At 66.7% G+C, this 23066-nt stretch carries 21 protein-coding genes and 8 pseudogenes; 15 read left to right on the plus strand and 14 right to left on the minus strand.

Translation table 11 applies throughout. The features are described 5' to 3' along the window. Positions 1-169 precede the first annotated feature (169 nt). Positions 170-568, minus strand: coding sequence for a PIN domain-containing protein (locus tag ACZ3X1_RS31105; protein ID WP_390080344.1), 399 nt, complete (start codon positions 566-568; stop codon positions 170-172). Next, entirely contained in the window at positions 568-834 is a 267-nt protein-coding gene (locus ACZ3X1_RS31110) for a hypothetical protein (RefSeq protein ID WP_362635008.1), read from the minus strand. The genes ACZ3X1_RS31105 and ACZ3X1_RS31110 overlap by 1 nt, the downstream gene beginning before the upstream one ends. Positions 835-1231: 397 nt before the next feature. Between ACZ3X1_RS31110 and ACZ3X1_RS31115 the strand changes: the two genes are divergently transcribed. From ACZ3X1_RS31115 to ACZ3X1_RS31130, 4 genes and pseudogenes are all read left to right on the plus strand, one after another. Beyond that, positions 1232-1792 carry an SUKH-4 family immunity protein gene (locus tag ACZ3X1_RS31115; protein WP_467282240.1) on the plus strand — a complete coding sequence of 187 codons (561 nt, stop codon included), beginning with the start codon at positions 1232-1234 and terminating at the stop codon, positions 1790-1792. A 163-nt stretch (positions 1793-1955) separates the two neighbouring features. Further along, positions 1956-2638 (plus strand): annotated as a pseudogene (locus tag ACZ3X1_RS31120) (transposase family protein). Between the two features lie 112 nt (positions 2639-2750). Further along, positions 2751-3272, plus strand: coding sequence for a YrhB domain-containing protein (locus ACZ3X1_RS31125; protein ID WP_467282040.1), 522 nt, complete (start codon positions 2751-2753; stop codon positions 3270-3272). Positions 3273-3401: 129 nt separating this feature from the next. Next, the gene (locus tag ACZ3X1_RS31130) at positions 3402-4079 is read left to right on the plus strand and encodes an Lsr2 family DNA-binding protein (protein WP_467282043.1); all 678 of its coding nucleotides are present in this window, start codon (positions 3402-3404) and stop codon (positions 4077-4079) included. Between the two features lie 135 nt (positions 4080-4214). Here ACZ3X1_RS31130 and ACZ3X1_RS31135 read toward each other — a convergent pair. Then, a pseudogene (locus ACZ3X1_RS31135) lies at positions 4215-4391 on the minus strand (IS701 family transposase); the annotation flags it as partial. A gap of 161 nt (positions 4392-4552) precedes the next feature. Between ACZ3X1_RS31135 and ACZ3X1_RS31140 the strand changes: the two are divergent. Then, entirely contained in the window at positions 4553-4921 is a 369-nt protein-coding gene (locus tag ACZ3X1_RS31140) for a hypothetical protein (RefSeq protein ID WP_467282045.1), read from the plus strand. Between the two features lie 615 nt (positions 4922-5536). Continuing rightward, a pseudogene (locus ACZ3X1_RS31145) lies at positions 5537-5761 on the plus strand (IS110 family transposase); the annotation flags it as partial. A gap of 28 nt (positions 5762-5789) precedes the next feature. On the opposite strand, the pseudogene ACZ3X1_RS31150 reads toward ACZ3X1_RS31145, so the two are convergent. The 6 genes and pseudogenes from ACZ3X1_RS31150 to ACZ3X1_RS31175 all read right to left on the minus strand — a co-directional run. Further along, positions 5790-6135 (minus strand): annotated as a pseudogene (locus tag ACZ3X1_RS31150) (IS110 family transposase); the annotation flags it as partial. 881 nt (positions 6136-7016) lie between these two features. Further along, entirely contained in the window at positions 7017-7622 is a 606-nt protein-coding gene (locus ACZ3X1_RS31155; RefSeq protein ID WP_467282047.1) for a hypothetical protein, read from the minus strand. After that, positions 7619-8881, minus strand: a complete 1263-nt coding sequence (locus ACZ3X1_RS31160; protein ID WP_467282049.1) for a DUF7224 domain-containing protein — start codon at positions 8879-8881, stop codon at positions 7619-7621. Before ACZ3X1_RS31160 ends, ACZ3X1_RS31155 begins: the two co-directional genes overlap by 4 nt. A gap of 3 nt (positions 8882-8884) precedes the next feature. Further along, a complete protein-coding gene (locus tag ACZ3X1_RS31165) occupies positions 8885-9625 on the minus strand; it encodes an ATP-binding cassette domain-containing protein (protein WP_467282051.1) in 741 nt (246 codons plus the stop codon). A gap of 113 nt (positions 9626-9738) precedes the next feature. Next, positions 9739-10146: a hypothetical protein gene (locus ACZ3X1_RS31170; protein WP_467282054.1), complete on the minus strand. Its 408-nt coding sequence runs from the start codon at positions 10144-10146 to the stop codon at positions 9739-9741. A 160-nt stretch (positions 10147-10306) separates the two neighbouring features. Further along, on the minus strand, positions 10307-11092 hold the full coding sequence (locus ACZ3X1_RS31175; protein WP_467282057.1) for a hypothetical protein: 786 nt from the start codon (positions 11090-11092) through the stop codon (positions 10307-10309). 557 nt (positions 11093-11649) lie between these two features. Here ACZ3X1_RS31175 and ACZ3X1_RS31180 point away from each other — a divergent pair. Beyond that, positions 11650-12513: pseudogene (locus tag ACZ3X1_RS31180) on the plus strand (IS3 family transposase); the annotation flags it as partial. Between the two features lie 302 nt (positions 12514-12815). Here ACZ3X1_RS31180 and ACZ3X1_RS31185 read toward each other — a convergent pair. Together ACZ3X1_RS31185 and ACZ3X1_RS31190 are read right to left on the minus strand one after the other, a co-directional pair. After that, entirely contained in the window at positions 12816-13040 is a 225-nt protein-coding gene (locus ACZ3X1_RS31185) for a hypothetical protein (protein ID WP_467282059.1), read from the minus strand. Between the two features lie 635 nt (positions 13041-13675). Continuing rightward, a pseudogene (locus tag ACZ3X1_RS31190) lies at positions 13676-14913 on the minus strand (IS701 family transposase). Positions 14914-15007: 94 nt separating this feature from the next. Here ACZ3X1_RS31190 and ACZ3X1_RS31195 point away from each other — a divergent pair. Next, positions 15008-15226: pseudogene (locus ACZ3X1_RS31195) on the plus strand (transposase); the annotation flags it as partial. 210 nt (positions 15227-15436) lie between these two features. Beyond that, the gene (locus tag ACZ3X1_RS31200; RefSeq protein ID WP_467282061.1) at positions 15437-15883 is read left to right on the plus strand and encodes a hypothetical protein; all 447 of its coding nucleotides are present in this window, start codon (positions 15437-15439) and stop codon (positions 15881-15883) included. Between the two features lie 246 nt (positions 15884-16129). Here ACZ3X1_RS31200 and ACZ3X1_RS31205 read toward each other — a convergent pair whose 3' ends face one another. Continuing rightward, positions 16130-16540, minus strand: coding sequence for an Imm10 family immunity protein (locus tag ACZ3X1_RS31205; protein ID WP_467282063.1), 411 nt, complete (start codon positions 16538-16540; stop codon positions 16130-16132). 208 nt (positions 16541-16748) lie between these two features. On the opposite strand from ACZ3X1_RS31205, the gene ACZ3X1_RS31210 reads away from it, so the two are divergent. Then, positions 16749-17093, plus strand: a complete 345-nt coding sequence (locus ACZ3X1_RS31210) for a hypothetical protein (RefSeq protein WP_390076263.1) — start codon at positions 16749-16751, stop codon at positions 17091-17093. Positions 17094-17397: 304 nt separating this feature from the next. On the opposite strand, the gene ACZ3X1_RS31215 is transcribed toward ACZ3X1_RS31210, so the two are convergent. Both ACZ3X1_RS31215 and ACZ3X1_RS31220 read right to left on the minus strand, forming a co-directional pair. Then, positions 17398-17700 (minus strand): hypothetical protein, encoded by a 303-nt coding sequence (locus tag ACZ3X1_RS31215; protein WP_467282066.1) that lies wholly within the window; start codon positions 17698-17700, stop codon positions 17398-17400. A 51-nt stretch (positions 17701-17751) separates the two neighbouring features. Next, a complete protein-coding gene (locus ACZ3X1_RS31220; protein WP_467282069.1) occupies positions 17752-18978 on the minus strand; it encodes an IS110 family RNA-guided transposase in 1227 nt (408 codons plus the stop codon). A 792-nt stretch (positions 18979-19770) separates the two neighbouring features. On the opposite strand from ACZ3X1_RS31220, the gene ACZ3X1_RS31225 reads away from it, so the two are divergent. The 5 genes and pseudogenes from ACZ3X1_RS31225 to ACZ3X1_RS31245 all read left to right on the plus strand — a co-directional run. Further along, complete coding sequence (locus tag ACZ3X1_RS31225) at positions 19771-20076, plus strand: hypothetical protein (RefSeq protein ID WP_467282071.1); 306 nt, start codon at positions 19771-19773, stop codon at positions 20074-20076. 196 nt (positions 20077-20272) lie between these two features. Then, the gene (locus ACZ3X1_RS31230) at positions 20273-20509 is read left to right on the plus strand and encodes a hypothetical protein (RefSeq protein ID WP_467282072.1); all 237 of its coding nucleotides are present in this window, start codon (positions 20273-20275) and stop codon (positions 20507-20509) included. 307 nt (positions 20510-20816) lie between these two features. Beyond that, entirely contained in the window at positions 20817-21188 is a 372-nt protein-coding gene (locus ACZ3X1_RS31235; RefSeq protein ID WP_467282074.1) for a DUF6973 domain-containing protein, read from the plus strand. Between the two features lie 11 nt (positions 21189-21199). Beyond that, positions 21200-21715: a hypothetical protein gene (locus tag ACZ3X1_RS31240; protein ID WP_467282076.1), complete on the plus strand. Its 516-nt coding sequence runs from the start codon at positions 21200-21202 to the stop codon at positions 21713-21715. Between the two features lie 577 nt (positions 21716-22292). Beyond that, a pseudogene (locus tag ACZ3X1_RS31245) lies at positions 22293-22963 on the plus strand (IS5 family transposase); the annotation flags it as partial. Positions 22964-23066 lie beyond the last annotated feature (103 nt).

Below are 23066 nucleotides of genomic sequence, written 5' to 3' on the forward strand. Positions count from 1 at the left end.
ACCAGGAGCCCGGCAAGACGATGGTCCGCCCGCCGACCGATCGGCGGGCGGACCCAAAGAAAAGAGGGGCAGTGGCCAGCGATGGCGAGTGCCCCTTCAAGTGCGCCGACCGTAGCACGGGGCGCATGCAGACCCCGCCGGGTGACACGGCTGGTCTTGGACGGTCCTGTCAATGATCAGGATGGACGGCCTGGACGCCGGTGCCGTCGTACAGCTCGGGTTCCAAAGTGAGCAGGTAACGGCCAGCGGGGAAGTCTGCCGAGGGGCGGGCCGCGTGGATGGCGTGGACGACTGCCCAAGGGTGCCCGGCGTGCAGGAGCTCGGTGGCGGACAGGGCGGAGGCCGTGTCGAAGGGCTCGATCTGGATGAACCGCAGCCCGTTGATGTAAGCGAGCAGGCCGGGCCGCCCGGTGTCGCCCACGGTCAGGGAGAGCACGGGCGCGTAGAGCGTGCCCAGACCGCCGGAGGCTTGCACGTAGAAGGCTGCGACGGCCTCGTTGTACGGGTCCTTCGGATCATGCAGGGCAGTGGCGGTCGTGTGGTCCAGGACGACGGCGATCGGCCCCACTACGCGGCCGCCGAGTCCTGCCGAGCACCCAGGCGCTCCAGGAGGCCGCGCGCCTTCGCCTCCGCCTCCTCGCTCGGCACGGTACCCAGCACCGAGGCGAGCTCGGCACGGGCCTGCTCGGCACGCTCCGCGTACTCGGCCTGAGTCGGCCGGCCCTCGGCGAGCTCCTCGACCAGCTGCCGGATCGTCGTGCCCTGCTCGGTCGCCAGCGCGGCCAGCCGGTCACGGGTCGCCGCGCTCACCTTGATGCTCGTCTCGTCTGCCATATATCCACTCTACCGCCAGTAGAGGACGGGCGGGCAGGTTACGCCGACCCTCAACGCGACAACCCCGCTGGCGCGGGCGCCACCTTCCCCGTCAGCGACGGTCTTGCCGGAGCTCCTCGCCGTGCTTCACCATCTGTAACCAGGCCGATACCGGGGAGCCGGGGGTGGGCATGTCGTCTGGTACGGGCGGGAGCTACTGGGCGGACAAGGCGCTGCCCAGCGTGTTCAAGCACGAGCTACTCAAGCGCTATCTGCCGCAGTTCGGCGGCATGACGGGCTCGCGCTCGCACGACAAGCGCGTGGTCTACCTAAGGGCTGTCCCGCAAGTGCGGCCGAGCCGTGACCCGAGACCGGATCGATAGGGTCAGGGGCTCAGCCGATGGAAGAGGATCGTTCGATGCCGCCGTACGACCAGCTGTCAGAGTGGGCCGGCCTGGGGCATGTCACACGAGCCGGACAGGACGCTGTGTGCGGCTGGCGGATCCCTGGCTCCATGAAGGCACAGCTTGTCGAGGTGGGCATCCCGGTAGCTCCGCGCCTCATTGAACGAGTCGTGATGCAGAGCGAGGCGAAGCCAGTCCTTCTCTCGTCCCGTGGCCCGCTCTACCGTCTCACCGAGCAGGCGGACCCCGATGATCAGGCCGAGCGGTCATCGTTCGGCGTTGAGCCGGTGACCGGGGCGGTCTACTTCGTCATGCCGGATGGGGAGGCATGGTTCGCCAACTCGGGTGTCGGTGTGTGGCTCGACGTCCTTCACTGTTACGGCAGTCGCGTCACAGCCTCAGAGCTTCTCAGCGAGCCGGACGGCCCCGAGGAGTACCTCTCTGAAGAGGAGGAAGAGCGGGCCTTGACCGAGCTGAACCTGCTGGCCGAGGAACTGAAGGAGATCGACCCGGCGGCTTTCAACGGCTACGAGGGGGTCCTCTGGCCAGGGCTTCTGGACCGCGGGCTCTACTGACCTCGGCCGGTAGATCCAGGGCCCGTAGGTCTGGACCGTGCAGGGATGCCAGGCCCACGACTGGCATGATCTTCATGTGGGGGCTGTGATCACGGCGTCGGAGCCGTCATGGATAGCGCCGTACTCCGGTCTGAGACCGAAGCAGTTCGGCAAACTGATCACCATGCTGCGGCGCGGAGGCCCGCCCCGTGTTTGCAGGGGCCGTCCGTGGAGTCTTCCGTTGGAAGACCGGGTGCTACTGGTTGCCGCGTACTGGCGGACGAACCTGACCTTGCGGCAGCTGGCTCCCTTGTTCGGGGTCTCCAAGTCGGCCGCGGGTCGGATCGTGAGCCAGCTCGGTCCTTTGCTCGCGCTGCGGCTGCGGAGCCACTTCCGCAGAGACACGGTGCTGATCGTGGACGGCACCCTGGTGCCGACACGGGACCACAGCGTGGCGGAGCAGTCCAAGAACTACCGCTACTCGACCAACCACCAGGTCGTCATCGATGCCGACTCACGCCTTGTCGTCTGCGTTGGCCGACCCGTGCCCGGCAACCGCAACGACTGCAAGGCATGGGAGCTGTCCGGCGCCAAGAGCTCGGTTGGCAAGACCACCGTGATTGCCGACGGCGGCTACCGCGGCACCGGTCTGATCATCCCGCACCGCCGAGAACCCGGCCAGACCGACTATCGGCCTGGAAGGAAGCCCACAACACCTCCCACCGCAAAGTCCGTGCCCGAGTGGAACACACCTTCGCCCGTATGAAGACCTGGAAGATCCTCCGCGACTGTCGCCTGAAAGGCGACGGCGTCCACCACGCCATGCTCGGCATCGCCCGTCTTCACAACCTTGCCCTGCCCGGATAGCGGATCTTTGCCTACAGGACCGCGTCTGCGACTGCGTTTGGGATCTCAGTGCGCAGTGCTGGCGTGGTGGCGTGGTGGGAAATCTGGTTGACCCGATGTGGATGATGAAGGCGTGATCTCCAAAGAGCGTGCCGTCGAGCGGGTGGAGTCGTTGCTGGCCACGATGCGGCTGACACACGAGCTGGTAGTCCACGAGGTGAAGGAGCACGCGTTGGGCTGGCTCGTCTTCTGGAACTCGGCGGAGTACGCCCGCACCCGCAATCTGCGCGATCTCCTCGTCGGCGGCGGCCCCTATCTGGTGGACCGGTACGACGGGAGCGTCCACCACATCCCTGTCACCACGTGGGTGGGCGAGGACTGGGAGGAACTCTACCTCCGGCAGATCAAGGGGGTGCGGGCGCCCGACCCTCTGGCCGCTTCCGTGCTCGCGCTGATGAACTCCGCCGGTACGGTGGCCGCGATGCATCACCTTCGCAAGCAGGCTCCGCGCTTGAGCCTGCAGGAGGCGAGGACCTACGTCATGGCCGTCCGAAACGGAGCCGAGCCGCCACGCGAGCTGGCGGACCTCACCAGGGAAGAAGAGCTCTGCCCACCTCTGGCGATCGAAACAGTGGCCGGCCCGGACCTCCTGTAGTCCGCTTGCGAGGGCGAGGCCCAGGTTGTGTGGCTACGGCAGCCCTCAAGCGCGGCCTGAGATCACTTGCGGGACAGCCCTTAGTCCCGAACACGCCGACCAACCGCGCCGACGCCAACAAGGAACACCGTGACCAACCTTAGCGAACTGACCCGACTCTGCCCCCCACCGCCCACCCAGCCCGATCCCATCGACTGGGACCGCGTGGAAGCCGAGCTCGGCATGCGCCTGCCCGAGGACTACAAGCTGCTCGCTTCCACTTACGGACCGGGCCGCTTCGACGACTACATCGGCATCCACCACCCACACGGCGTGACACCGTATTCAAGCCTGACCGGGCCGATGCCCTCTCGTGTCCGCGCATACCTGCAGGACGACTACGACCAGGGCACATACCCCGTGCCCCACGACCCCCGACACCTGTTCGTCATCGGATCCACCGACAACGGCGAATACGTGTTCTGGATCACCGACCCCGAAGACGCCTCCGACACCTGGCGCATCGCAGTCAACGAAGCACGAGGCCCCCAATGGTTCACCTATGACGGAACCCTCACAGCCTTCCTGACCTCCGTCTTCAGCGGAACAACCCAGGTCCCGCAGTTCCCCGACGGCCTGCTGAACCAGCCCGTCGAGTTCGATCCCGCGGTTCCCCTGGCATACGAGATCCAGGAGGCCCCCTCCCGGGCACCGATCGACACCGAGACCATCCGGAACTGGGCCCGCGCCAACGGCTTCCAAGTCCCCCCGCGGGGCCGAGTCCCCCGAGAAGTCCGCGAAGCATGGGAGGAGGCCCACCCCGCCTGAGCGCGCCTGGCCGGCCCGGGTACCACGTTGCGTATGCCAGAAGTTTCTGCAGCCGGACGCATGCGCTTGGGTGCCCGCCCTACGCGCCCGCGCACACCCTGCACAGACACCCAGCTCCGAGCCTGCGTCCCCAGAGGCGTCCCGCTTGGCCCGGCCGAGCAGGTGCTGCATGCCGTCCGGGGTGGCTTCCCCCGCCCACTCGGCGATGGTCCAGCAGTTCTTGCGCGGCAGGTCTGCCAGTAGGCCGAGTACCAACTGCCGCACCTGCCGTCGGGGTTCGACCCGCGCGAACCGTCCCGCGATGCGGCCCATCAGGCCCTCGAACGACTCCTGCCAGCGGGCAGGGTCTACGTTGTGACCTGCGGCCACTGTGTGATCATCTGTATTCACGCACCGATGATCAACCCGTACCCGTCTCCGTAGCGGCCCTGCGGCCAGATCACGAACTATGGCTGAGCGCCAAGAGGACAACGATGACGATGCCCCCGTGGTGGCACGATCTCCTGGCGGTCAGCGATGAGCTGGTCATCGTCGATGACGATCTCCCGCCGACCTTCCTGCTGGCTGAATTCGGCAACGTGTTTGCCGCTCGCGCATCCGAACTGACACACGATCAGCGCAGACGAGTGCTGAATCTTCTCGAGCAGGTGCTGACGGACGGCACCGAGGCAGATGGGGCACTGGTCGCCACCGGCTTCCTCGAGGCACTGCTCAACGCCTGGGACGAGGGGTTCGAGCTGCGGACGGTCTGGGATGGCCTCGGCCCAGAATCCCAGGCGCACTGCCTGGCCTGGAACAAGTTCACAGGCGTCGACTCGCCGGATTGGATGCGTCTCCGTTGACCCGCCGGGTCTGACCTCGGACGTGGAGTGATCTGTCCGAGGTCAGAACAATATCGTTGCGTCCACCCGCCTCCGGGGCGGCCCCGCGGGCTGAGATCACGATCTACGGCTGGAGTACTAGTAGGTCGGATTCGCACACAGCAGCGGGGGACGCCACCCAACCCGGTGGCGTCCCCCGCTGCTGTGATGCCGCCGCAGGCCCAGGGCTCCCGCTCACGTAGCTATTGCTCCCACTCCTGCTGGCGCTTGAGGCTGATCATCAGGTCGGCAGGGAAGCGGAAGGGCGTCACCCATTTATTCAATCAGGTGTTCGAATTGCGGGGCCACTGGAGTGACCGGGCACCGGCAGGGTGAAGGGATGAGCCCTGCCCCGCGTGTAGTCGTCTATCCGCCGGACGCCCAAGGCGGCCGGCGGGTGCGCTGCGACGGGGAGATTCTCGGCCGCGCCCTCGGCCCCGCCGATCTGCTGGAGTTCCTGCGGCGGGCCGGCCTGGACCCCGACATCGTCGGCCTAGATGATCCGCTGCTCATCGAGTGTGCTTCGCTCAGTGCTCGCCGGGATGGGGACTCCATGCGGACGGTCCAAGTGCGGGTCGCCCTGGCCGCCCTCGATGGCACCGGTCGCTGCCCACCGACACCGACCTGGCACAGGCGGTCGCTGTTCTGGCACGCGCACAGCAGGACGCGGTCTGGAATCGCCAGCAGGTCGCCAACCAGCTCAGGTCCCTGCTCAGGGAGTACTTCCCGGCAATGATCGAGGCGTTCAGGGACAAGCCGGGAACCCTGACCCGCCCCGATGCCCGCCGCATCCTGGCCGTCGCGCCCACACCCACCAGCTCACTCTTCGCCCCACGGTGGGCATCGGCGCATCGGTGCGGATGATGTTGGCGAGGACCAGGGCGTCGCCCGGGTCGGACTTCTTGCGGCTGACTCCGTGCCGGTCGCAGTAGCGGGAGGCAGCCATCGGGTTGACCGCGTAGATCTTCCGGGGACCCTGCCACAGCGTGGCGACCAGCAGGGCCGCGGCTGGTCTCGATGGCCACAGGGATTGGCGTCTCTGCGGTGTCGCCGTGCTCCGCCAGCAGGTCCAGCAGCAGCCGGTAGCCGTCCCGGTCGTCGTTGATCCGGCACTTGGCCAGCAGCTTGCCGGTGTCATCGACGAGCGCGACGTCGTGATGTCCCTCCGCCCAGTCGATCCCGCAGAACACGTCCATGAATCCCGCCCCTTCTCCGGTGCTGTACTCGAAGGCGAGCACGCGGGGCCGCACGGCGCACTAATTCCAGGACTCTGTGGTCCGCCACCTCATCAGCCGTGCGCGGCGCCGCAAGGCCGCACGGGCGCGCGCCGTGTCCAGAGCTCGGAGCTCGTGAGGAGAAACGCGTCACCGTGCGGCAGCTCATCCATCGAGGATCCCGAACCCGACGGACCCGCGGGGCAGAACGTGCGAGGACCGGCCGGCGCCCAGCGCCACCAGTCTTTGCAAAGACCTCGCACGGTCGGAGGTGTCGTAGGGGTCACCACGGCACCGACCGGACCACACACGTCCTGCCCCAGGCTGGACAACGCCGCCCCGGGCCCCTCAGAGATCCAGAACCTCTAATTACTAACGAATTAGACTTTTCCGAAGGGGCTTGCCCACGGCCTCTGACCTGCACGAATGGAAGATCAACGGTTTCGGGGGTTCCCACCTCCGGTCCCCCGCCTAGTGCAACCGTGCAGACAACTGTCCAGCCCCCTTCCGGTGCCACCCTCCCGGGCCTGCCGTTGCCGCCGGGATCTTCGGAAAGGCATGGCTGGTGAGTGCGTTGCGCGGATAGGGTCGCCCGGCACAAAGGGGGTAGCTGATGAGCAGCAAGGTCGTGACTCTGCCAGACATCCCGAAGGCCGGCGAGGAGCTCCAGGACTACATCGCCGCGCTGTTCCAGGCGTCTGGGCGAGCTGGCGCACCCGGCCGTGTCGCAGTCGGTGGCGGTCGACATGGCCGACCGCCCCTTCGAAGCGTACTGCCGCGCATCACACAGCTGGTGGTGGGCCCCTCGTCACGGCGGAACCCCCACCAGCTCTGTGCCGAGCCGAATTACGCGAGCGTCCAGATCAGGCGCGTCGGAGCCGAACAGGACCTGTTGCGGGTGATGTTGCGAAACTGAGGGCACACCCTGCGGCCAGGAGGGCGATGCTGGCAGAGAGCGCCGGGCCCGAGTTCGGGCGGTGCAGGATGAGGGCCCATGGTTCTGCGCCACCGCCGGGACGCCATCCGGCGGCGGCGCAGACGAGTGGGAAGACCGCAGTAAGGGGTGCAGCGACGCGGTGGCCGACGATCGGGTTGAGTAGCAGAGCGATGGCCAGGTAGACGGCAGTGTTACGGCCGACCGAGACCGCGATGCCGGTGAAGCCCAGGCCGTGCGCGATGCCGGTAATAGTGAGGGCGGCTGTGGCGAGTCCCATTGCGAGGGCGGTGTCCCAGCGGTGCACGGGACGCACGGCGGTGATCTCGGTCGGCGTGGTGGCGCGGCCAGTTCCGTTGATCCACAACACTGCGGGAAGAACGGTGATCAGGTCTGCCAAGAGGAACTTTCCTGCCTGGCCGGCCAGGACGGGTATGGGGATCTCGACGTTGCCGATGACGAGGCTGGCAAGGGCGGTGATCAGGGTGCAGGCGACCAGTGCCGCCGCGGCACGTGAGCGGAGCCACCAGATCACCGGCCTGCCCCCGTCGGGTCGAGACGTGGCGGCTGGTCGCAGGTGGCCAGGGCCTGACGGTTTGCTTCATACCAGGCCAGCTGCGCCTCGCGGGGCTGTTGCAGCACTTTCTGGGCGAGGGCAGCCTCCTCGGGCCTGAACCGTCCCGGCTGGGGCGGTGACTGGGTTGCGACGGCCGTGATCCAGGCCATCAGGGGTCCACGAGCGGGGTAGGCGGCGAACTTGCCTGTGGTGCGGGCACACTCTGGAAGCGGGGGCAGGACGGCGTTCGCCATGTTGGCGGCGAGGTCTTCGAGGTGTGGGACCTCGTTGATGCCGAGAGTGGTCTCCCCCGGCTTGGGCCTGCGGTTCTGTGTGAGGGTGGCAGGGACGGGCAGCCCCGCCTCGGTCATGCGGGCTGCGTAGGTACGTGTCTGTTGTATGACACGGCTGTGGTCGGTGGTCTCGGGCCAGAGGCAGATCTGTGGGGGTTGCCGTGTGTCACAGACCAGCTCGGAGGCATCGCGGACGACGACCGGGTCGTAGCCGAGGGGCTTGGCCGCGGGTATGGCGACGGCGACAGCGATGGCGACCAGGGCCAGCGCGAGTGCAGCCGCGCCCCGCGTCGCACGGTGGATGACGGCCAGGGCCGCGGCACACACTGCTGCTGCGAAGAGCACTGCCACCCCCACGGCTCGCTGGCTGATGACGGTCCCCACGGAGCAGCAGCTTCCGAAGCCGCCGGCGACGAGTTGGCGGGGCCATGAGCTCTCCCAGGAGGCGGGAAAGGCCATGAGGAAGAAGCCGGCGATCAGCCCGAGCGGCGCAGCGGCCAGGCCTGGCAGATGGGAGCCGAGAAGGTACCCGGCGAGGGTGTTGGCCGCCAGCAGCAGCCCCTGCGCGAGGAGCATGCCCAGATGCGAGAGGGACGGGGCTGCGCCGACGGCGGTGGAGGAGATGACCAGAGCCACTGCCATACCACCGATGCCCATGAGCCAGACCGGCACAAGAACGGGTAGGGCAACGCTCAGTCGGCTGCGTACAGGGGCCTGGTCGAAGATCCGGCCGCGCTTGAGGCGGGCGGCTTCCCACGCTGCGCTACCCGCGCACGCCGCGGCCGCGAACGGAAGAGCCATGGACGCCTTGCCGAGGGCCGAGGGGCCGTAGCCGTGGGTCACGAAGCTCGTCAGCGTGTCGTTGAGCAGGAAGGCCACGAACGCGGCGAGCAGGAAGAACATGACCGTCGCGGAGGACGATCGTATGAGGGTGCGGGTCAGCATCGTTCAGATCTCCTGCCCGACGAGCAGCGCATAGGCGGCTTCCGCCCGTTCGCGGCTTCCTCCGCCAGCAGGGGCGAGGGCGTGGAAGTCTGCCGGGCTCCCCTGGAAGCGGACGTCGCCCTGGTCCAGCACGATAACCTGGTGGTAGAGGTCGGCGAGGTCCTCGGTCTGGTGGGTGGAGACTAGAACCTGCACCTTCGGGCAGAGCTCTCCCACCAGCTGGCGGAACATCTGGCGCTGCTGCGGGTCGAGTCCCGCGGTCGGCTCGTCCATCAGAATCAGCTCGCTGCTGTGGGTCAGCGCGCCGGCAATGCCGATGCGCCGCAGCTGGCCACCGCTGACCTGATGGCTCTTGCGGTCTGCCAGCTTGCCCAGCCCGACCTGCTCGATAGTCCTCGCCGACGCCTCCCACGCCGCACCGCGGCCCATACCCTTGAGCCACCCCGCGTACGCGACCTGCTCGCGCACAGTGAGACCGGGCACCGGCGTGATGTGCTGGGGTATCCACGCGACACGCTTGCGGTAGGCGGCCTGTTTGCGGCGATCGGGGCGCACCCTGTTGAAGCTCACGGTCCCGGCGGCTGGTTTCAGTTGGGATGCCGCTATGGCCATGAGTGTCGACTTGCCGGCGCCGTTCGGGCCCAGGAGCACCGTCGCGGGAGCGTCGACCGTCAGGACTAACCCGGTGAACACCGGCGCCTGCCTCCCGTACCGGAAAGCAATGTCATCGAATACCAAAGCCATGTTCGCAGCGCGCAATCCGCCGCCCCGGAGGCGGCAAGGTAGTGGGACTATCGTCAGCGGGGGTGTCCCGGCGCTGAGACCGCCGGGACACCCACCTTGCCAGGAGCCTGCTGCTACCAGCCGATCTTCACGTAGTCGACCCACAGGTAGCCACCGTTGAGGAGGCTGTCCAGCCGGAAGTAGTAGACGCCGGCGTCGTCGGGGTCGTTCCAGTCGACCCAGCCGCAATAGTTGACCCGGTAGCCCTTGTTGATGTCAGGACGGAAGTCCTGGTGCTTCCAGAGCTGAAGGCCCGTTCTGTTGTAGCCCATGCTCGAATCGGTGCTGCATCCCTGGAAGTACACGCCCGTCCAGGCACCATCGTGGTTGTTGTCCGTCCAGCGGCTGGACTCCTTGCCCGGAGCCCACTGGGTGATGTACGTCTCGCGTGAGCCTTCGGCCTGCGCGGAGCTAGCACCGACCAGGCCCACCAAGGCGACACCGGCCATCAGGCCGGCGAGCTTCTGACGATTGATCTCCATGCTTGTCCCTTCGAATCGAGCACCCTCGGATCGGTCAGAGTGCGGAGGTGAACCGGGCATACGGCGGCCTACCCTCGCTGATGGCGTTTCGGGGGCAGGATCGATGTGCCGAACCCGTTGAAGATGGAAGCGGAGGCCGTGAGCCTCCTGGCGGAGGGCGCTACCAGCCGATCCTTACCTGGTTCACCCCCAACGCCTCTCCGTTGGCGAGGCTCTTGAGTGCGAAGTAGTACTGCCCGGCGTCGTCGGGGTCCTGCCAGTCGACCCAGCCGCAGTAGTTGGTACGCGACCCCTTGAAGACGTCAGGGTTCCAGGAGACGTCCTTATAGAGATGCAAGCCCGCGTACGAGAAGTCGGCGTCCGTAGAACAGCCCTCGAAGTAGACGCCTGTCCAGGCGCTGTCCGAGTTGCGGTCGTTCCAACGGTTCGACTCCTTGTTCAGGATCCAGCCGTTGATGTAGGAGGTGCGCTCTGATTCGGCGTGCGCCGGCAGGGCGCCCGCAACACTGATCAGGAGCGTGCCGGCCAAGAGGCCGGCTAATCGATGGCGTAACACTGCGTCGCTCTCCGTCCGTGACGAAAGAGCCGCGCGTCCCGGACAGCCAGAGCCCGCGTCAGAGGACGCCTGTAGCGGGTCGCGCAGCTGAGAAGAGTCGCGCCCAGGCCAGAAGCCGACTGTCACCTTGTTGACCCACAGGCGACTTCCGCTGCTGAGGCTCTCCAGCACGAAGTAGTACTCGCCAGCGTCATCGGGGTCGTTCCAGTCGACCCAGCCGCAGTAGTTGGTGCGCGACCCCTTACTGGGGTCTGGCTGCCAGTCCACGGCCTTGCGCAGCATGAGACCTGCATGGTTGAAGGCGCCGTTGGTCGAGCAGCCTTCGAAGTAGACACCGGTCCAGGCACCGTCGGAGTTCCTGTCCGTCCAGTGACGCGACTCGTTGCTCACATACCAGTGGAGATGTAGGTGTCATACGATCCCTCGGCGTGGGCCGGTGTCACGGCGGCAGTGCACAGCAGCGTCACGCCGGCCATGATGCTGGCAGCGCGTCGACGATTGATTTTCACTCATCCCCTCCCCTGTCAGATGCCCCTGGGCAGGGGGCCAGCAAAGCTCTCCGCCCCCGGGACCATGAACAAAATCGAACGTAATGCCGGAAGATCTAGTTCCACCGTGCACAAGCGGCAGATGGCCGGAAACGCCCGACAGGGCAGCTAACTGCAAACGTGTGAAGAGCAAAGGCCGCGTGGGGTGTGAGGATCCTCCGCCGCTTCATGACAATGGCTAGGACCGAGCCACCCGTAACAAGTCGCCTCACTGATCCCAATTGCCTAGTTGCGCCTTTTGTCGGGTTTTTGGAACCGCGCTCCGGACGGCGGTCACCTCACCGTCGAACGCCCAATGAAAGGAGGCTGCAGCGGGAGGTGCAGGTTCCTTCCTGAGGCTGATCCTTTGGAGTGGACACCCTGACAATGGATCTTGATGGTCCAGGGAAGGATGTCCAGGTGGGACGCAAGTCTCCGTACCCGAAGGAGTTCCGGAGGGATGCTGTCGCGCTCTACCGCGCCGCGGCTGGCAAGCGGACGTACGCGGCGGTGGCCGCAGATCTCGGCATCACCGCGGAGTCGCTGCGGACGTGGGTTCGCAAGGACGAGACCCAGGCCGCGCCCAAGGGTCGCGACGGTGGCGTGAGCGTGCCGGAGGAGCTGGACCGGCTGCGGGCTGAGAACGCCCGGCTGCTTCAGGCCGAGCAGGAGTGGCGGCTGGAGCGCGAGATCCTTGCGCCGGGCAGCCGCCTATTTTGCCCGGGAGGTGAAGTGAGCCGCCGCCGCTGGGACTTCATCTCCGACAACCGCGCCGACTTCGGCGTGAAGCGGATCTGCCGCGTGCTCGGGGCGTCCCGTGCCGGCTACTACCGGCACCTGGTCACCGAGGAGACCCGCGCCGAACGGCGGGCCGAGGAGAAGCGGACCGTGGCCGAGATCCGGGGGATCCACGCCGAACACGGTGGTGCCTATGGTGCTCCGCGCGTCCACGCCGAGCTCCGTGCCCGTGGACGCGGGATCAACCGCAAGCGCGTAACGCGGCTGATGCGGATCAATCACATCGTAGGCAGGCACCTGCGGAAGAGGAAGCGGACGACGATCGCGGACAGGACCGCGCCGCCCACGCCGGACCTGGTGATGCGCAACTTCACCGCAGACGCGCTGAACACCAGATGGTGTGGCGACATCACCTACATAGCAGTCGGCACGACGCGGCTCTATCTCGCCACGGTGATCGATATCTGTTCGCGGCGGGTGGGGGGCTGGTCGATCGCCGACCACATGCGCACCTCGCTGGTCACCGACGCGATCGACGTCCGCATTCACGGGAACGCCGCCGTCATCCGCTACCAGGCCATGCTCGAGGTGATCTTCAAGCGCCGCCGGGTACCCCGCGCGAGCTACTGGCACACCGACACCTATGAGAACGCAGACGGCCAGTGGCAAGCAGTCTGGTCCCAGGCGACCGCGATCGAGCAGATCATGCAGCGTCCCCTCCCGTAGCGGACCGCCGGACCTGAGAGCGCCGTAGCTCCCCAGGACGCGTCCGCGAACGCTTGCCGCGCGCTCTGCTCACCTCGGCGATATTCCGGCCCATGCGGGCCGCCGGCCGGTCCCGCGACGGCTCATCGCGTCTGCGTACTCAATCGCTCGGCGGTGTCCGCCTCTGTGCGGGGGCGGGGCACGGCAGCCGCCAGCCCCAGGTCGAGGCGCTTGCTCATGTCCAGGCGGAAGGTGCCGTACGGGTTGACGTTGGACCAGAACAGCGCGGTCAGGCCGCGCCGGTCCTCGTTGCTCAGCTTCGGAGCGAAGTAGCGCGCGTCACCCAGACTCACCGGTGAGGCAGGCATGACATAGGCATCGGTCCGGGTGAGGAGCGTACGGCGCCGTCTCGGCTCGGTCCCGGAATGCGTACTGCTCCAGCGTCGCGGAGATGTCCGCTGCGTAATCCGCTGAGATGAACCCACGTGCACGTCGGGCCTCTTGCAGTCGCTGCAAGACCCGCGGCGTGTGAACGAGCTTCGGCCGGAAGCTATGGAGGTGGCGCGTCGCCATGTCGATGACGATCCACCGCCCGGTGTGCCGCTCGCGTCCCACGGACGTGATCCGATCACCCCCCGGACCCCAGTACGCGTCGGCGACGTACACCTTCGCCCCGCCCTTGAAACACTTTGTCCCGGGGCGCAGCTCCTGGCCTCCCACTCCGCATCGACGCCATGCCACGACGTTCGCAGCCACCAACCAGACTGGCTCCAGTTGCGGGCCGTTCGACTGGTCCACGCGTCCCCCCTCCAGATCCGCAGCAGCCATCGTAATTCGCCTGGCACGAATGCCACGCTTCGTTTTGCTCTCGTCCTTGTCCGGGCCGCTGATCAAAGAGACACCCCCTAGTACTCCAATGAGACTTCGTGTCCTGAGCTGCTTCTTCTCTTGTAGTGGCAGCGTCGTGCAGTTGCCTGGTGTTGTCGTCGCCAGGCGGACCAGTTCAGTGCGTGCGCTCTGAGGGGAGTGCGGGTTCGGGGGCGGGGCCAGGGAGTGTCCAGGAGTCGGCGGATCTCTGCCACGGTGAGAGTGACGAAGTCGCTGGTGGGGTCGTTTCTGCGGCCCCCTTTACTGTTTCGTCCGCGGCCAGGGCGGCGAGGAAGGCGTGGGCGAGCATGGCCAGGGTGATGTGCCGGTACCAGCCCACGTATCGGCGGACTTCGTATTCGTCCAGGCCGCATTCGTTCTTGGCGGCCTGGAAACACTCCTCGATCGCCCAGCGCATGCGGGCCACGCGGGCCAGATCCGCAATCGTGCAGGTCACGGGTGCGTAGGCGAAGTAGTAGGAGATCTCGTCAGGGCGGGTGAGGCTGCGGCGGGCCAGGATCCAGCGGTGATGGGTGGGCTCGTCACCGTCGAAGAAACCGATCGACGGCAGCCCGGCGCCGGCCCAGTCGTAGACTCGTGGCCCCTTGGCTCCGTTGCCACAGGAGATCTTCTGCCAGGCGTCCTCCGGCGCCTGGGCTATGAGTTCGTCGATCCGCCAGAACCCTGCCAGGCTCTTGACCTGCTGCGACTTCGGTACTGCCACCACGTAGCCGACGCCGAGTTCCTCCAGGAGACGGCGGAACTTCCATTCCTGGCCGTAGGCCTCGTCCGCCGTCACCCACGAGGCGGGCAGGCCCGCGGCCAGGCAGCGGGTCACCATCGCCTTCGCCAGTTCACCCTTGGTCGCGAACTCCCGCTCATCGGGAATCCTCGCCGCCCGGCAGCGCTCCCGATCCGAGGTCCAGGCTTTGGGCAGATACAACTCCCGGTCCACCAGGGCCCGTCCGCGGCTGGTGGCGTAGGCGGCGAACACCCGATCTGACAGTTGTCGATCTTCCCGGAAGTTCCCGTGTACTGCCGGCCCACCCCGGCAGAGGTGGTGCCCTTCTTGATGAACCCGGTGTCATCGATGATCAGCACCCCGCCGGGGCCGAGACGTTCACCGACATAGTCACGGATGCCGTCCCGGACCTCATCGGCATCCCAGCGGGCACCAGCCAGAAGATGCTGCATCCCCGTGGGATCCCGGTGGCCTGCCCACTCAGCCAGCTGCCAGCTGTTCTTCCGCGCAACCGGTGCCAGCAGCCCTCGCAGATACCCCCGCATCCGCCACCGCAGATCAACCCGCGAAAACCGGCCCGCCACCCGAGCAAAAACCGACTCCCACTCGGCCGCCCAAACCTCAGCGTCCATCCCCACCATGCCCTGACAACGACACAAACCAGCTCAGGACACGAAGTCTCACTGGAGTACTAAGCAGACCACTCAGGAATGGCGGGCGAAGTACGCCACCCGCGCCGGCGTCGAGGGAACCATCCACCAGGCTGTCGCGGTCACCGGCATGAGACGTGCCCGCTACCGCGGCTTGAAGAAGACCCACCTGGAACACGCGTTCTCAGCGGTCGCGCTCAACCTCATCCGTCTCAACGCCTGGTGGAGCGGCCATCCCCTCGACCGAACCCGCACCAGCCACCTCGCCCGACTGGACCTCTCCCTCACCGCATGATCCCGAGTAGACCAACAGGATCGGTGACACCGTTCTGAATCCACACCCCGATTAGCCAGGCGATCCAGGCTCGCAAACAGTTGAGTGGTGTCCGAGCCGTATCGACTTCAGGCGCCTTCTCGTATCGCTCGTTCAGCTGACCTCGTCCTCAGGCTGTGCGGGTGTAGGTCCGTGTGGTGAGATGCGGACATGGAGGCTGTGCTAGCCAGCTTGATCGCTGTCTTGGGAACCCTGTTGGGTTCAATCATCACCTTTACCGTCCAGCGCCGTACGAGTGCGCAAGCGGAGGTCTTCGCCCGTTCCCAGCAGCTACGACAGGAACGTCTGACGACTTACAGTGCCTACGCAGGAGCTGTTACGGCACTCAAACAAGCCACCGTCGCCCTCTGGTTCCGTCTGCAGGAAGCCCCCGACAGCCCCGAGACGCGACACGCCTTCACAGAGTGCGACCGACTTGGCGCCGCCACAGAGAACGCCCAGTTCCAAGTCCGCCTCCTCGCCGAAGACTCCACGCTCGTGTCTCTTGCCGTCTCGGCCTTCGATGCCATCACTCCAATACGCACGGCATCCACCAGAACCGAACTGGCCAACCGCGAGCAAGACCTACAGGACGCCCTCAACGCCTTCATGACCGCAGCCACTACCCAAATCCATTGATCCAGAAGACCTGGGGCATCCACGGAGCCACTGATCACTCCGCCGAAGGCGTTGGCTGGTGCGGCTCGGCTTACTGCCGCCCGCCCGGTTTCTGCGGCCACAGCCAACGAGCGTCACAACCGACCAGCAACGGAATTGGCCAGCAGGATCGGTGACAGGGTTCTTACCGGCACCCCATGACACTGCATCTTCACGTAATTGCCCACCTGGTCGGCTCGCGCCAGTGCACGACGCCCGGCCGGCTGGTCAGATGCCTACACGGGTGGGCACAGCGTCCGCCCGTCCGTAGCCGAGCACCTGGGCGAGGACTTCGCGGAACAGGACGATATCTTCGTCCGGCGCTTCGATGACGGCCTCGATCTCACTGTCGGTCAACCGCAGGTCTTCCAGTGCATCAGGGTCGAGTGAGACGCGGAGGACGTTGCCCGTCAGGACCGCTTCCCGCACACAGCCGTACGCGGTCCCTTGCCCGGCTGTGACCAGGCAGTGTGTGTCCATCCCCAGGGCGACCTCTTGATCATCGGGCTCCTCCTCTCCCGCCATGAACATCAAGATGAAGCCGCTTCCGTCCTCATCCTCGGCAAGGGCGGCTTCGGTGAAGTAGCCGTCAGGGTCGATCTCGGTTCTGGCGGCGCGGGCGGTGAATCGGTACGTCATGACGGGGTTCTATCAGCGAGTACAGCTGAGGCATGAGGCAGGGGTGGGCACGATGTCCACCGTCACACTGAGGCGGTGACCGTCACACCTACACCGGGATTCCCCTGGGATGATCGTGAACTTCTGGCTGGGAATAACGTGGGCGTCCACACGGAGGGACGCCACGCCCCGCGCTTCGCCTGTCAGCGGTGATCGTCATCATGGGGCTATGGCCAACCCGAACCTGACCACCGGCAGCATCTGGAGGCTCCACCACGGCGACCAGGAGATTGCCCGGATGACTGTGACCGGCGCCGACATGCCATGGATCCACGCAGAAGTGGAGACACTTCCTGGCTTCGAGGAGTTCCGTCCTGCCTTCGCCGAGCAAGAGCGGGCCATTGATGAGGAGGACTGGGAGCGGGCCGACGCCTGCTACACCCAGATCCGAAGTGCACTCACTCTGACGTTCCCCGACGGCAGCCCGGTCGCGGAGTTCATGTTGCACATCCACGACGACGGCACCGCCGGCTGGCGCTGGCACGACGAGCCCTTCGACGTGGTGGACCAGTGATGCGCTGGGTGCGCTGCTTTGGGGACGAGGAAGCCATCTCGTTCTACTTCGAGCTCGACGCTGACGGTTATGTGATCCTGGCTGGCCGCGAAGTTCGGCTGCTGACGTGCGATACGAGCCAGCACACCCGGGGCCGAGCCGCCGGGCTGGAGGTCTCCAAGGTCTCGACGAAGGACCCCCGGGACGAGCCGGACTGGTCTGCCCCGGACCGGGCCGGCGCTGGGGTCCGAGCGCAGCGGCGCGCCCGACAGGCCGAAGCCGAGGCTCCCACAATGAGACACCTCACGTTGCTATGCCGTCAAGTTCAGGGGATCAGGCCTCCGAACACGGCGCGGTTGTAGAGGCGCTGATGCCACTCGTTTGCGCCAGCCGCGGGCTTGCTGGTCAGCACGGGATTCGGGCCGCTCTCGATGAGATGAAGCAAGGTCCAGGCCACGCCGTAGCAGTCGTCCGGACCAAAGCAGGAGACGAGAGCCTGCGCCTCTTCCCCGGTCACCGGCCTGGCGATCGCGCGGAGCTGCTGGTCACGCCGGTCGATCTCTTCTTCACTCGCGTCCCAGTCGGGGAGCGGGCCGTCAGCAGCGAACGTCTGCACTTCGGGTCTCATGTTCGAATGATTCGGACGCCGCCGCCACCGTAAGCAAGGTTCCCTCCCAGGTCACGCGGCTTGTGCTTCCGCCGACGGTGCCGGGAAAGCGGAGAGCTCGTCGAACAACTTGTGGTGCTGAAGACAGTGATAGAGCTGCCCGATCATGCGGTTGAACAGGTTGCGCTGGGCAGCCGCGTGCCAGTCGCCTTGTTCGCGTCGGCGCCGGTAGTGCGCGTTGGCCCCGGCCGATGCCCGCAGGGAGGCGAAGGCCCAGAGGTAGCCGGCGTGGTTGAGTCGGTCGTTCTTCACCCACCGTCTGGTGATGGCGGACTTCTTGCCCGAAGCTCGGGTGATGGGCGAGGAGCCGGCGTAGGCCTTGAGGCCGCGGGCATGGACGAAGCGACCGCGGTCGTCACCGATCTCTGCAAGGACTCGTGCGGCGAGCTGGATCCCGAGGCCGGGGAAGCTCAGGAGGACCTCGGAGTCCGGGTGCTGGGGGAAGACCTCTTCCACCGCCTTGGCCAGCTGGTCTGCGGCGGTGCAGGCCGCATCCAGCTGGATGAGGAGGGCGAGCATCTGCTTGCCGAGCGCGTCCTCAACCAACGGCGGCTGGTATTCGTCCCGGAGGACCTCGCGGAGGCGCTCGGCTTCGGCTTCGATGCCGCGCTGACGGCCGGCGCGCTTGAGGGCGGCCTGGATCTGGGTGCGGGTCAGACGTGCGGCCCTGGTCGGGGTCGGTGCGGTCTTGAGTAGTTCGCGGGCTTCGGGGCGGCATGGGCCGTTGGTCCAGGCCGCGAAGGCGGCCAGGGCTGCGGGGTAGTACTCGCGCAGCAGGGACCGAAGCTGATTGGCGAGCTGCTGCCGGTTCCACAGAGAGTCCTGCTGAGCTCTGGCCAGGACGGCGATCGCGCGGCCGAGGTGCGAGTCGTCGGGCAGGGGCCGGTGGGCGTGCATGTCGGTGCGGAGGATGTTGGCCAGGACCAAGGCGTCGCCGGGGTCTGACTTCTTGCGCGAGACGCTGTGCCGGTTGCGGTAGCGGGCGGCGGCCATGGGGTTGATCGCGAACACCTTGCGCTTGCCGGTCCGCAGGACGGCCACCAGTAAGCCCCGGGAAGTCTCGATCGCGACCGGGATCGGGTTCTCCTCGGTGTCGCCGTACTCGGCGAGCAACTCCAGCAGGATCTTGTAGCCGGCCACATCGTCGGTGATGTGCCGCTTGGCCAGCAGCTGCCCGGTGTCGTCAACCAGGGCGACGTCGTGGGTCCGTTCCGCCCAGTCGATTCCGCAGTAGATCAAGGTTCCCTCCCCAAAGCTCGGTGTTTGCGCTGGTCACGAGCGCATGCGGGCCACGCAGCGACCTAATCCCAGGCCTCGACCGCGACGGTCGGGCCGCCACCTCACTAGCCGTTCGTGGCACCAGCGCATCTCACGGGCCTCGGTCTATGCGGGAGCTCACGCGGCTCGGGCGGATCAAGAGGTCACCGTGCGATGGGCTCGCACCACCAACACAAACGAATGATCAAGTCGAGAGGTGTTGACGCGCGACGGCCCTGGACGGTGCCGCTCTCTTAATAGGCATCGATGCCGGGTGAGTAATGGGCATCCGTCCAGCGCCGACGGGCGCCAACACCGCTCGTGGTGGCGGCCACGGAGGCGCCGGACGCCGCTCGCTCTGTTGCTAGGCCTCGAAGGCCAGGCAACACCAAGGCGTCCGCCCGGCGCCCTCGTGGCCGCCACCACTCGCACCAGACCGCGCACCGATCTACGTTGAGGCCTCGACAGCCCGGCTGCACTTGGATGTCACGGTCTGGTACTCGAACATCCCGAGAGACCCCCGGTCCCGCGGAATGCCGCTAGCAACGGATTAGGTGAGTAACGAGTTTCCGGAGAGCGTCACAGGAGCGGAGCCGGGGCTCCTCGGACCCGCGGTCATCGCTAGTGGTGGGGACTCAAACAGCGCGGCGGCCGCGGGGACGATGGCGGAGGCGGCCCCGACCTTGCGAGGGCCGACCTGCAGGGCCACCTAGGCCTCGTAGCTGGTCTCGGGGACGTCAGCACCGTCCACGGTGGTGTCCAGGTCGTTGGCGTTTGCCCTCCGCCTATCGCGAGGCCGCATTGCAGGGCCTATTCATCAACCCCGACGGTCAGCTCTACACCGACCCGGAACACAGCGCCTCCGGCGCCGCCCTTCTGCTCCAGCACCACCCCGAACCCGACAAGGCCCTGGCTGAGCTGAGATTGCTCGTCGCAGACGCCAGTCTGTCCCTTGAGTTTCAGACCAGTTCTGGAGCGACCATCACCGCGATGGAGGCCACCACACCACAAGTCCCCGAGTCCGCGCAGGAAACGTGGAAGGCGATCGCCGACGACCTTCGGCAACGCTCCGCCGGCTGACTCCGTACCGCTCCTGCCCTTCGGGAAGCGATCAGCGGCGAGCTGGGAAGCGATCTTCAGACGCCTCTCGTCGCTGCAGCTTGTAGGCACTCGTGAACAGCCCGGTATGGCAACGACCCATCCTCTGACGACACGAGTCGTGTACAAGACATGCCTCATCTGGGGTGCAGACGGCTACAGGCAGCCGGTCCTCGTCGTGGAGAACAACGGCCCCTACGCCATCCGTCTGAAGGGACGCGTCGAGTCATCGTTCAGCCGCACCTCGGTTTCGTGCCAGGACACCTACCTCAGCGCCGGCCAGCACACGACCTGCATGGGCGCGACAGGCAAGACCTCCCCAGGTAACAACGCGGCCGACGGTTTGCTCTACTTGTGGTCCGAAGGCGAGTGGCACCCCGGGCGCACCGCTCCCGACACCGAACGACGGCCGTGAGGTCGGCTGGCTCCGCTCCCCTGCGTGCCACACCTACGTCAGTGCGCAGCGCCTGGCCAAGGCTGAGCGGACGCCGTGGGTGATGACTGCTGGCGCCACAATTCAGGGGCGCGGCGTCGGCCGTAACGTGGTGGCTGGCCGCCTCGTTGGGGCCGGCCACGCCCGCGATGGTGCTGGGTGATCGGCTTGGCTCCCCAGAGGCGTGCTGCCTTGGGGGGCCGCGCGGGACGGTGGTGGAGTCGGAGGGGCAGCGGGCGATGAAGGCTACGGGCCGGCGTTCCTAGCCTCACGGCTTCTCGTAGTCGGTGTGAATATCGAGGCCAACGCCTGCCTGTCGCTCGGATGGCGCGGCTGCGCCCTCGCCTCGGCGATTTCGGGAATGCTGCTCGCGACCTTCCGGAGCGGCGCGAAGAACAACGCGATCCGGCACTTCATGTGGCAGGCGAGCCTGACCTTCTACTTCGGCGCACGAGCGGCCAAGAGGCTGGGAGACGCGCATGAATGGGGCCAGACCGGACGCGACACCCAGATCGACCAGCACAACAACTCCGTCGCCCGCAGCTTTGCCGTTCGGAACTGGTGGGCCATGCTGAGCTGGTACACCTGGGGCGTGTTCTGGGCGACCCTCTACTTCTTCGCACGCGTCTACTACTACAACGGCGTGCTGTGGAGAAAATAGGAAGGGAACCTTTGATCACCACACAATCCCCGCGCCGCGGACCGTTCGTGGTCCTGGCCGTCATCGTCGGCTGCGTGACCGGGCTCGCTCTGCTGGCCGGGTCGGCGTATCTGCTCTTCTACGGGTCGGAGGGCTCGTGCCAGGAGAGCAAGGCGGTCGAGCGCATGGCCCGGGTCTCGGCCGCGGCGCCCGCCGTCCCAGCCGGCGCCACGCCCGTCACGGATCGAACCTACGTGGAGTGCATGGACGACAGCGGCGATCCGTGGGTGATGGCGAACAGCGCCTACACCCACGACGTGGACGCCAAGTCGCTGGTCGCCCACTACTGGGACACCGCGAGCAAGGAAGGACGGAAAGCGGTCGGCACCCGGGAGCAGGCCCCGGCTGGGTTCCGGAGCGGCTCCGGCATGTGCTTCCACAAGGAGGTCGACGGCGCCCCGGCGCTGCTCCGGGTGGGGGCCGACGGGCCGACGGAGTTCGCCGTGACCATGGAGTCCGCTCTGGACGGATCCACGATCACCTGCTGAACCGCTGACAGCGCACACAGGCGCCCGGCGGGCCGACGGCCCGCCGGGCGCCTCTTGTTCCGGCGGCGCGCCCGTCGGGAAACCAGCGGCGGGTCAGGCGGGTGCCGACAGGTGCGACACGCCGGCACCGGCCCCGCCTGCGCGGGCCGCAGGCCGGTACGAAGCGGTGGGGTGTCCCGCCCCAGCTGAAGGAAGAGTTCTTCGCGGCGTGGAACGACAAGGACTCCAAGCTCGGGATCAAGCCCAAGCTCAGCCCGGAGATGCGCACAGCTGTGTGTAGAGATCGCTGCGCAGGCCATCGGGAAAGAAGACAAGCATTGGCGGTAGCCGCCGTCCACCCAGGTCTTGCGGACGGTGGGATGGTCGGCGGCGACCCGTTCGATGAGGGTCTGGCCGGCGATCGAGTCCTCCGCGAACTCCTCCTGCCGCCAGGCCTGGCGGTGGAACCTCGACTACGTCGAGGACATCCATGGCAACGCCATGGTCATCGACTGGATGGGGCAGATTCCGTCTTCACCGCTCTCCGCCCGCGCTCCCCGCCGACGCAGGGGTTGTCGGCGTCCACGGGAATGTTCATCTGGTCAGCGGGTGTGCCTGGCGGGCTCTGCCGCCCTGCTTCGGGATATCGAAGTCGACGGCACACCGCCGGTTCCTGATCTGGTCGAGGGCCGGCGTCTGGGGCCGGCTGCACGAGGAGATCCTGCACCGACTCGACGACGCGGGCCTCCTCGATCTCTCCCGTGCAGTCCTCGACTCCGCCCATGTCCGGGCTAGAAAAGGGGCGAACTCACAGGTCCGAGCCCCGTGGACCGGGGCAAGCCGGGTTCCAAGATGCACGTCCTGTCGGACGCGAACGGACTGCCCCTCGTCGTCGGCATCTCGGCCGCCAACACCCACGACAGCCAAGCCTTGAAGCCGATGGTGCTCGGTCACCAAACGAGACACGACCCCCACCGCGGCCGCTACTTCAAACCCCAACGCCTGCACGCAGACAAGGCATACGACATACCTGAACTGCGAAAATGGCTGCGCGGCAAGCGGATCGGCGTCCGCATCGCCCGCAAAGGAATCGAGTCCTCCGAGCGGCTCGGGCGGCGCCGGTGGGTGATCGAGCGGACCATGTCCTGGCTGACCGGCTACCGCCGGCTCAACCACCGCTACGAGCGTCAGCCCCGCAACTACCTGGCCTTCCTCGGCTTCGCCGCCGCCATCTGCTGCTACAAACGACTTGTCCGCCTCACCACATAGGACACGGTCTAAGGGCGTAGGAGTGGAGAGTGCACCTCTCACCGCCGGTCGAGCCCATGCTGGCCCGCTCCGTTGCGACGCTGCCGCCACCCGGAACAAGGCC

The organism is Streptomyces sp. NPDC023541, assembly GCF_055559995.1.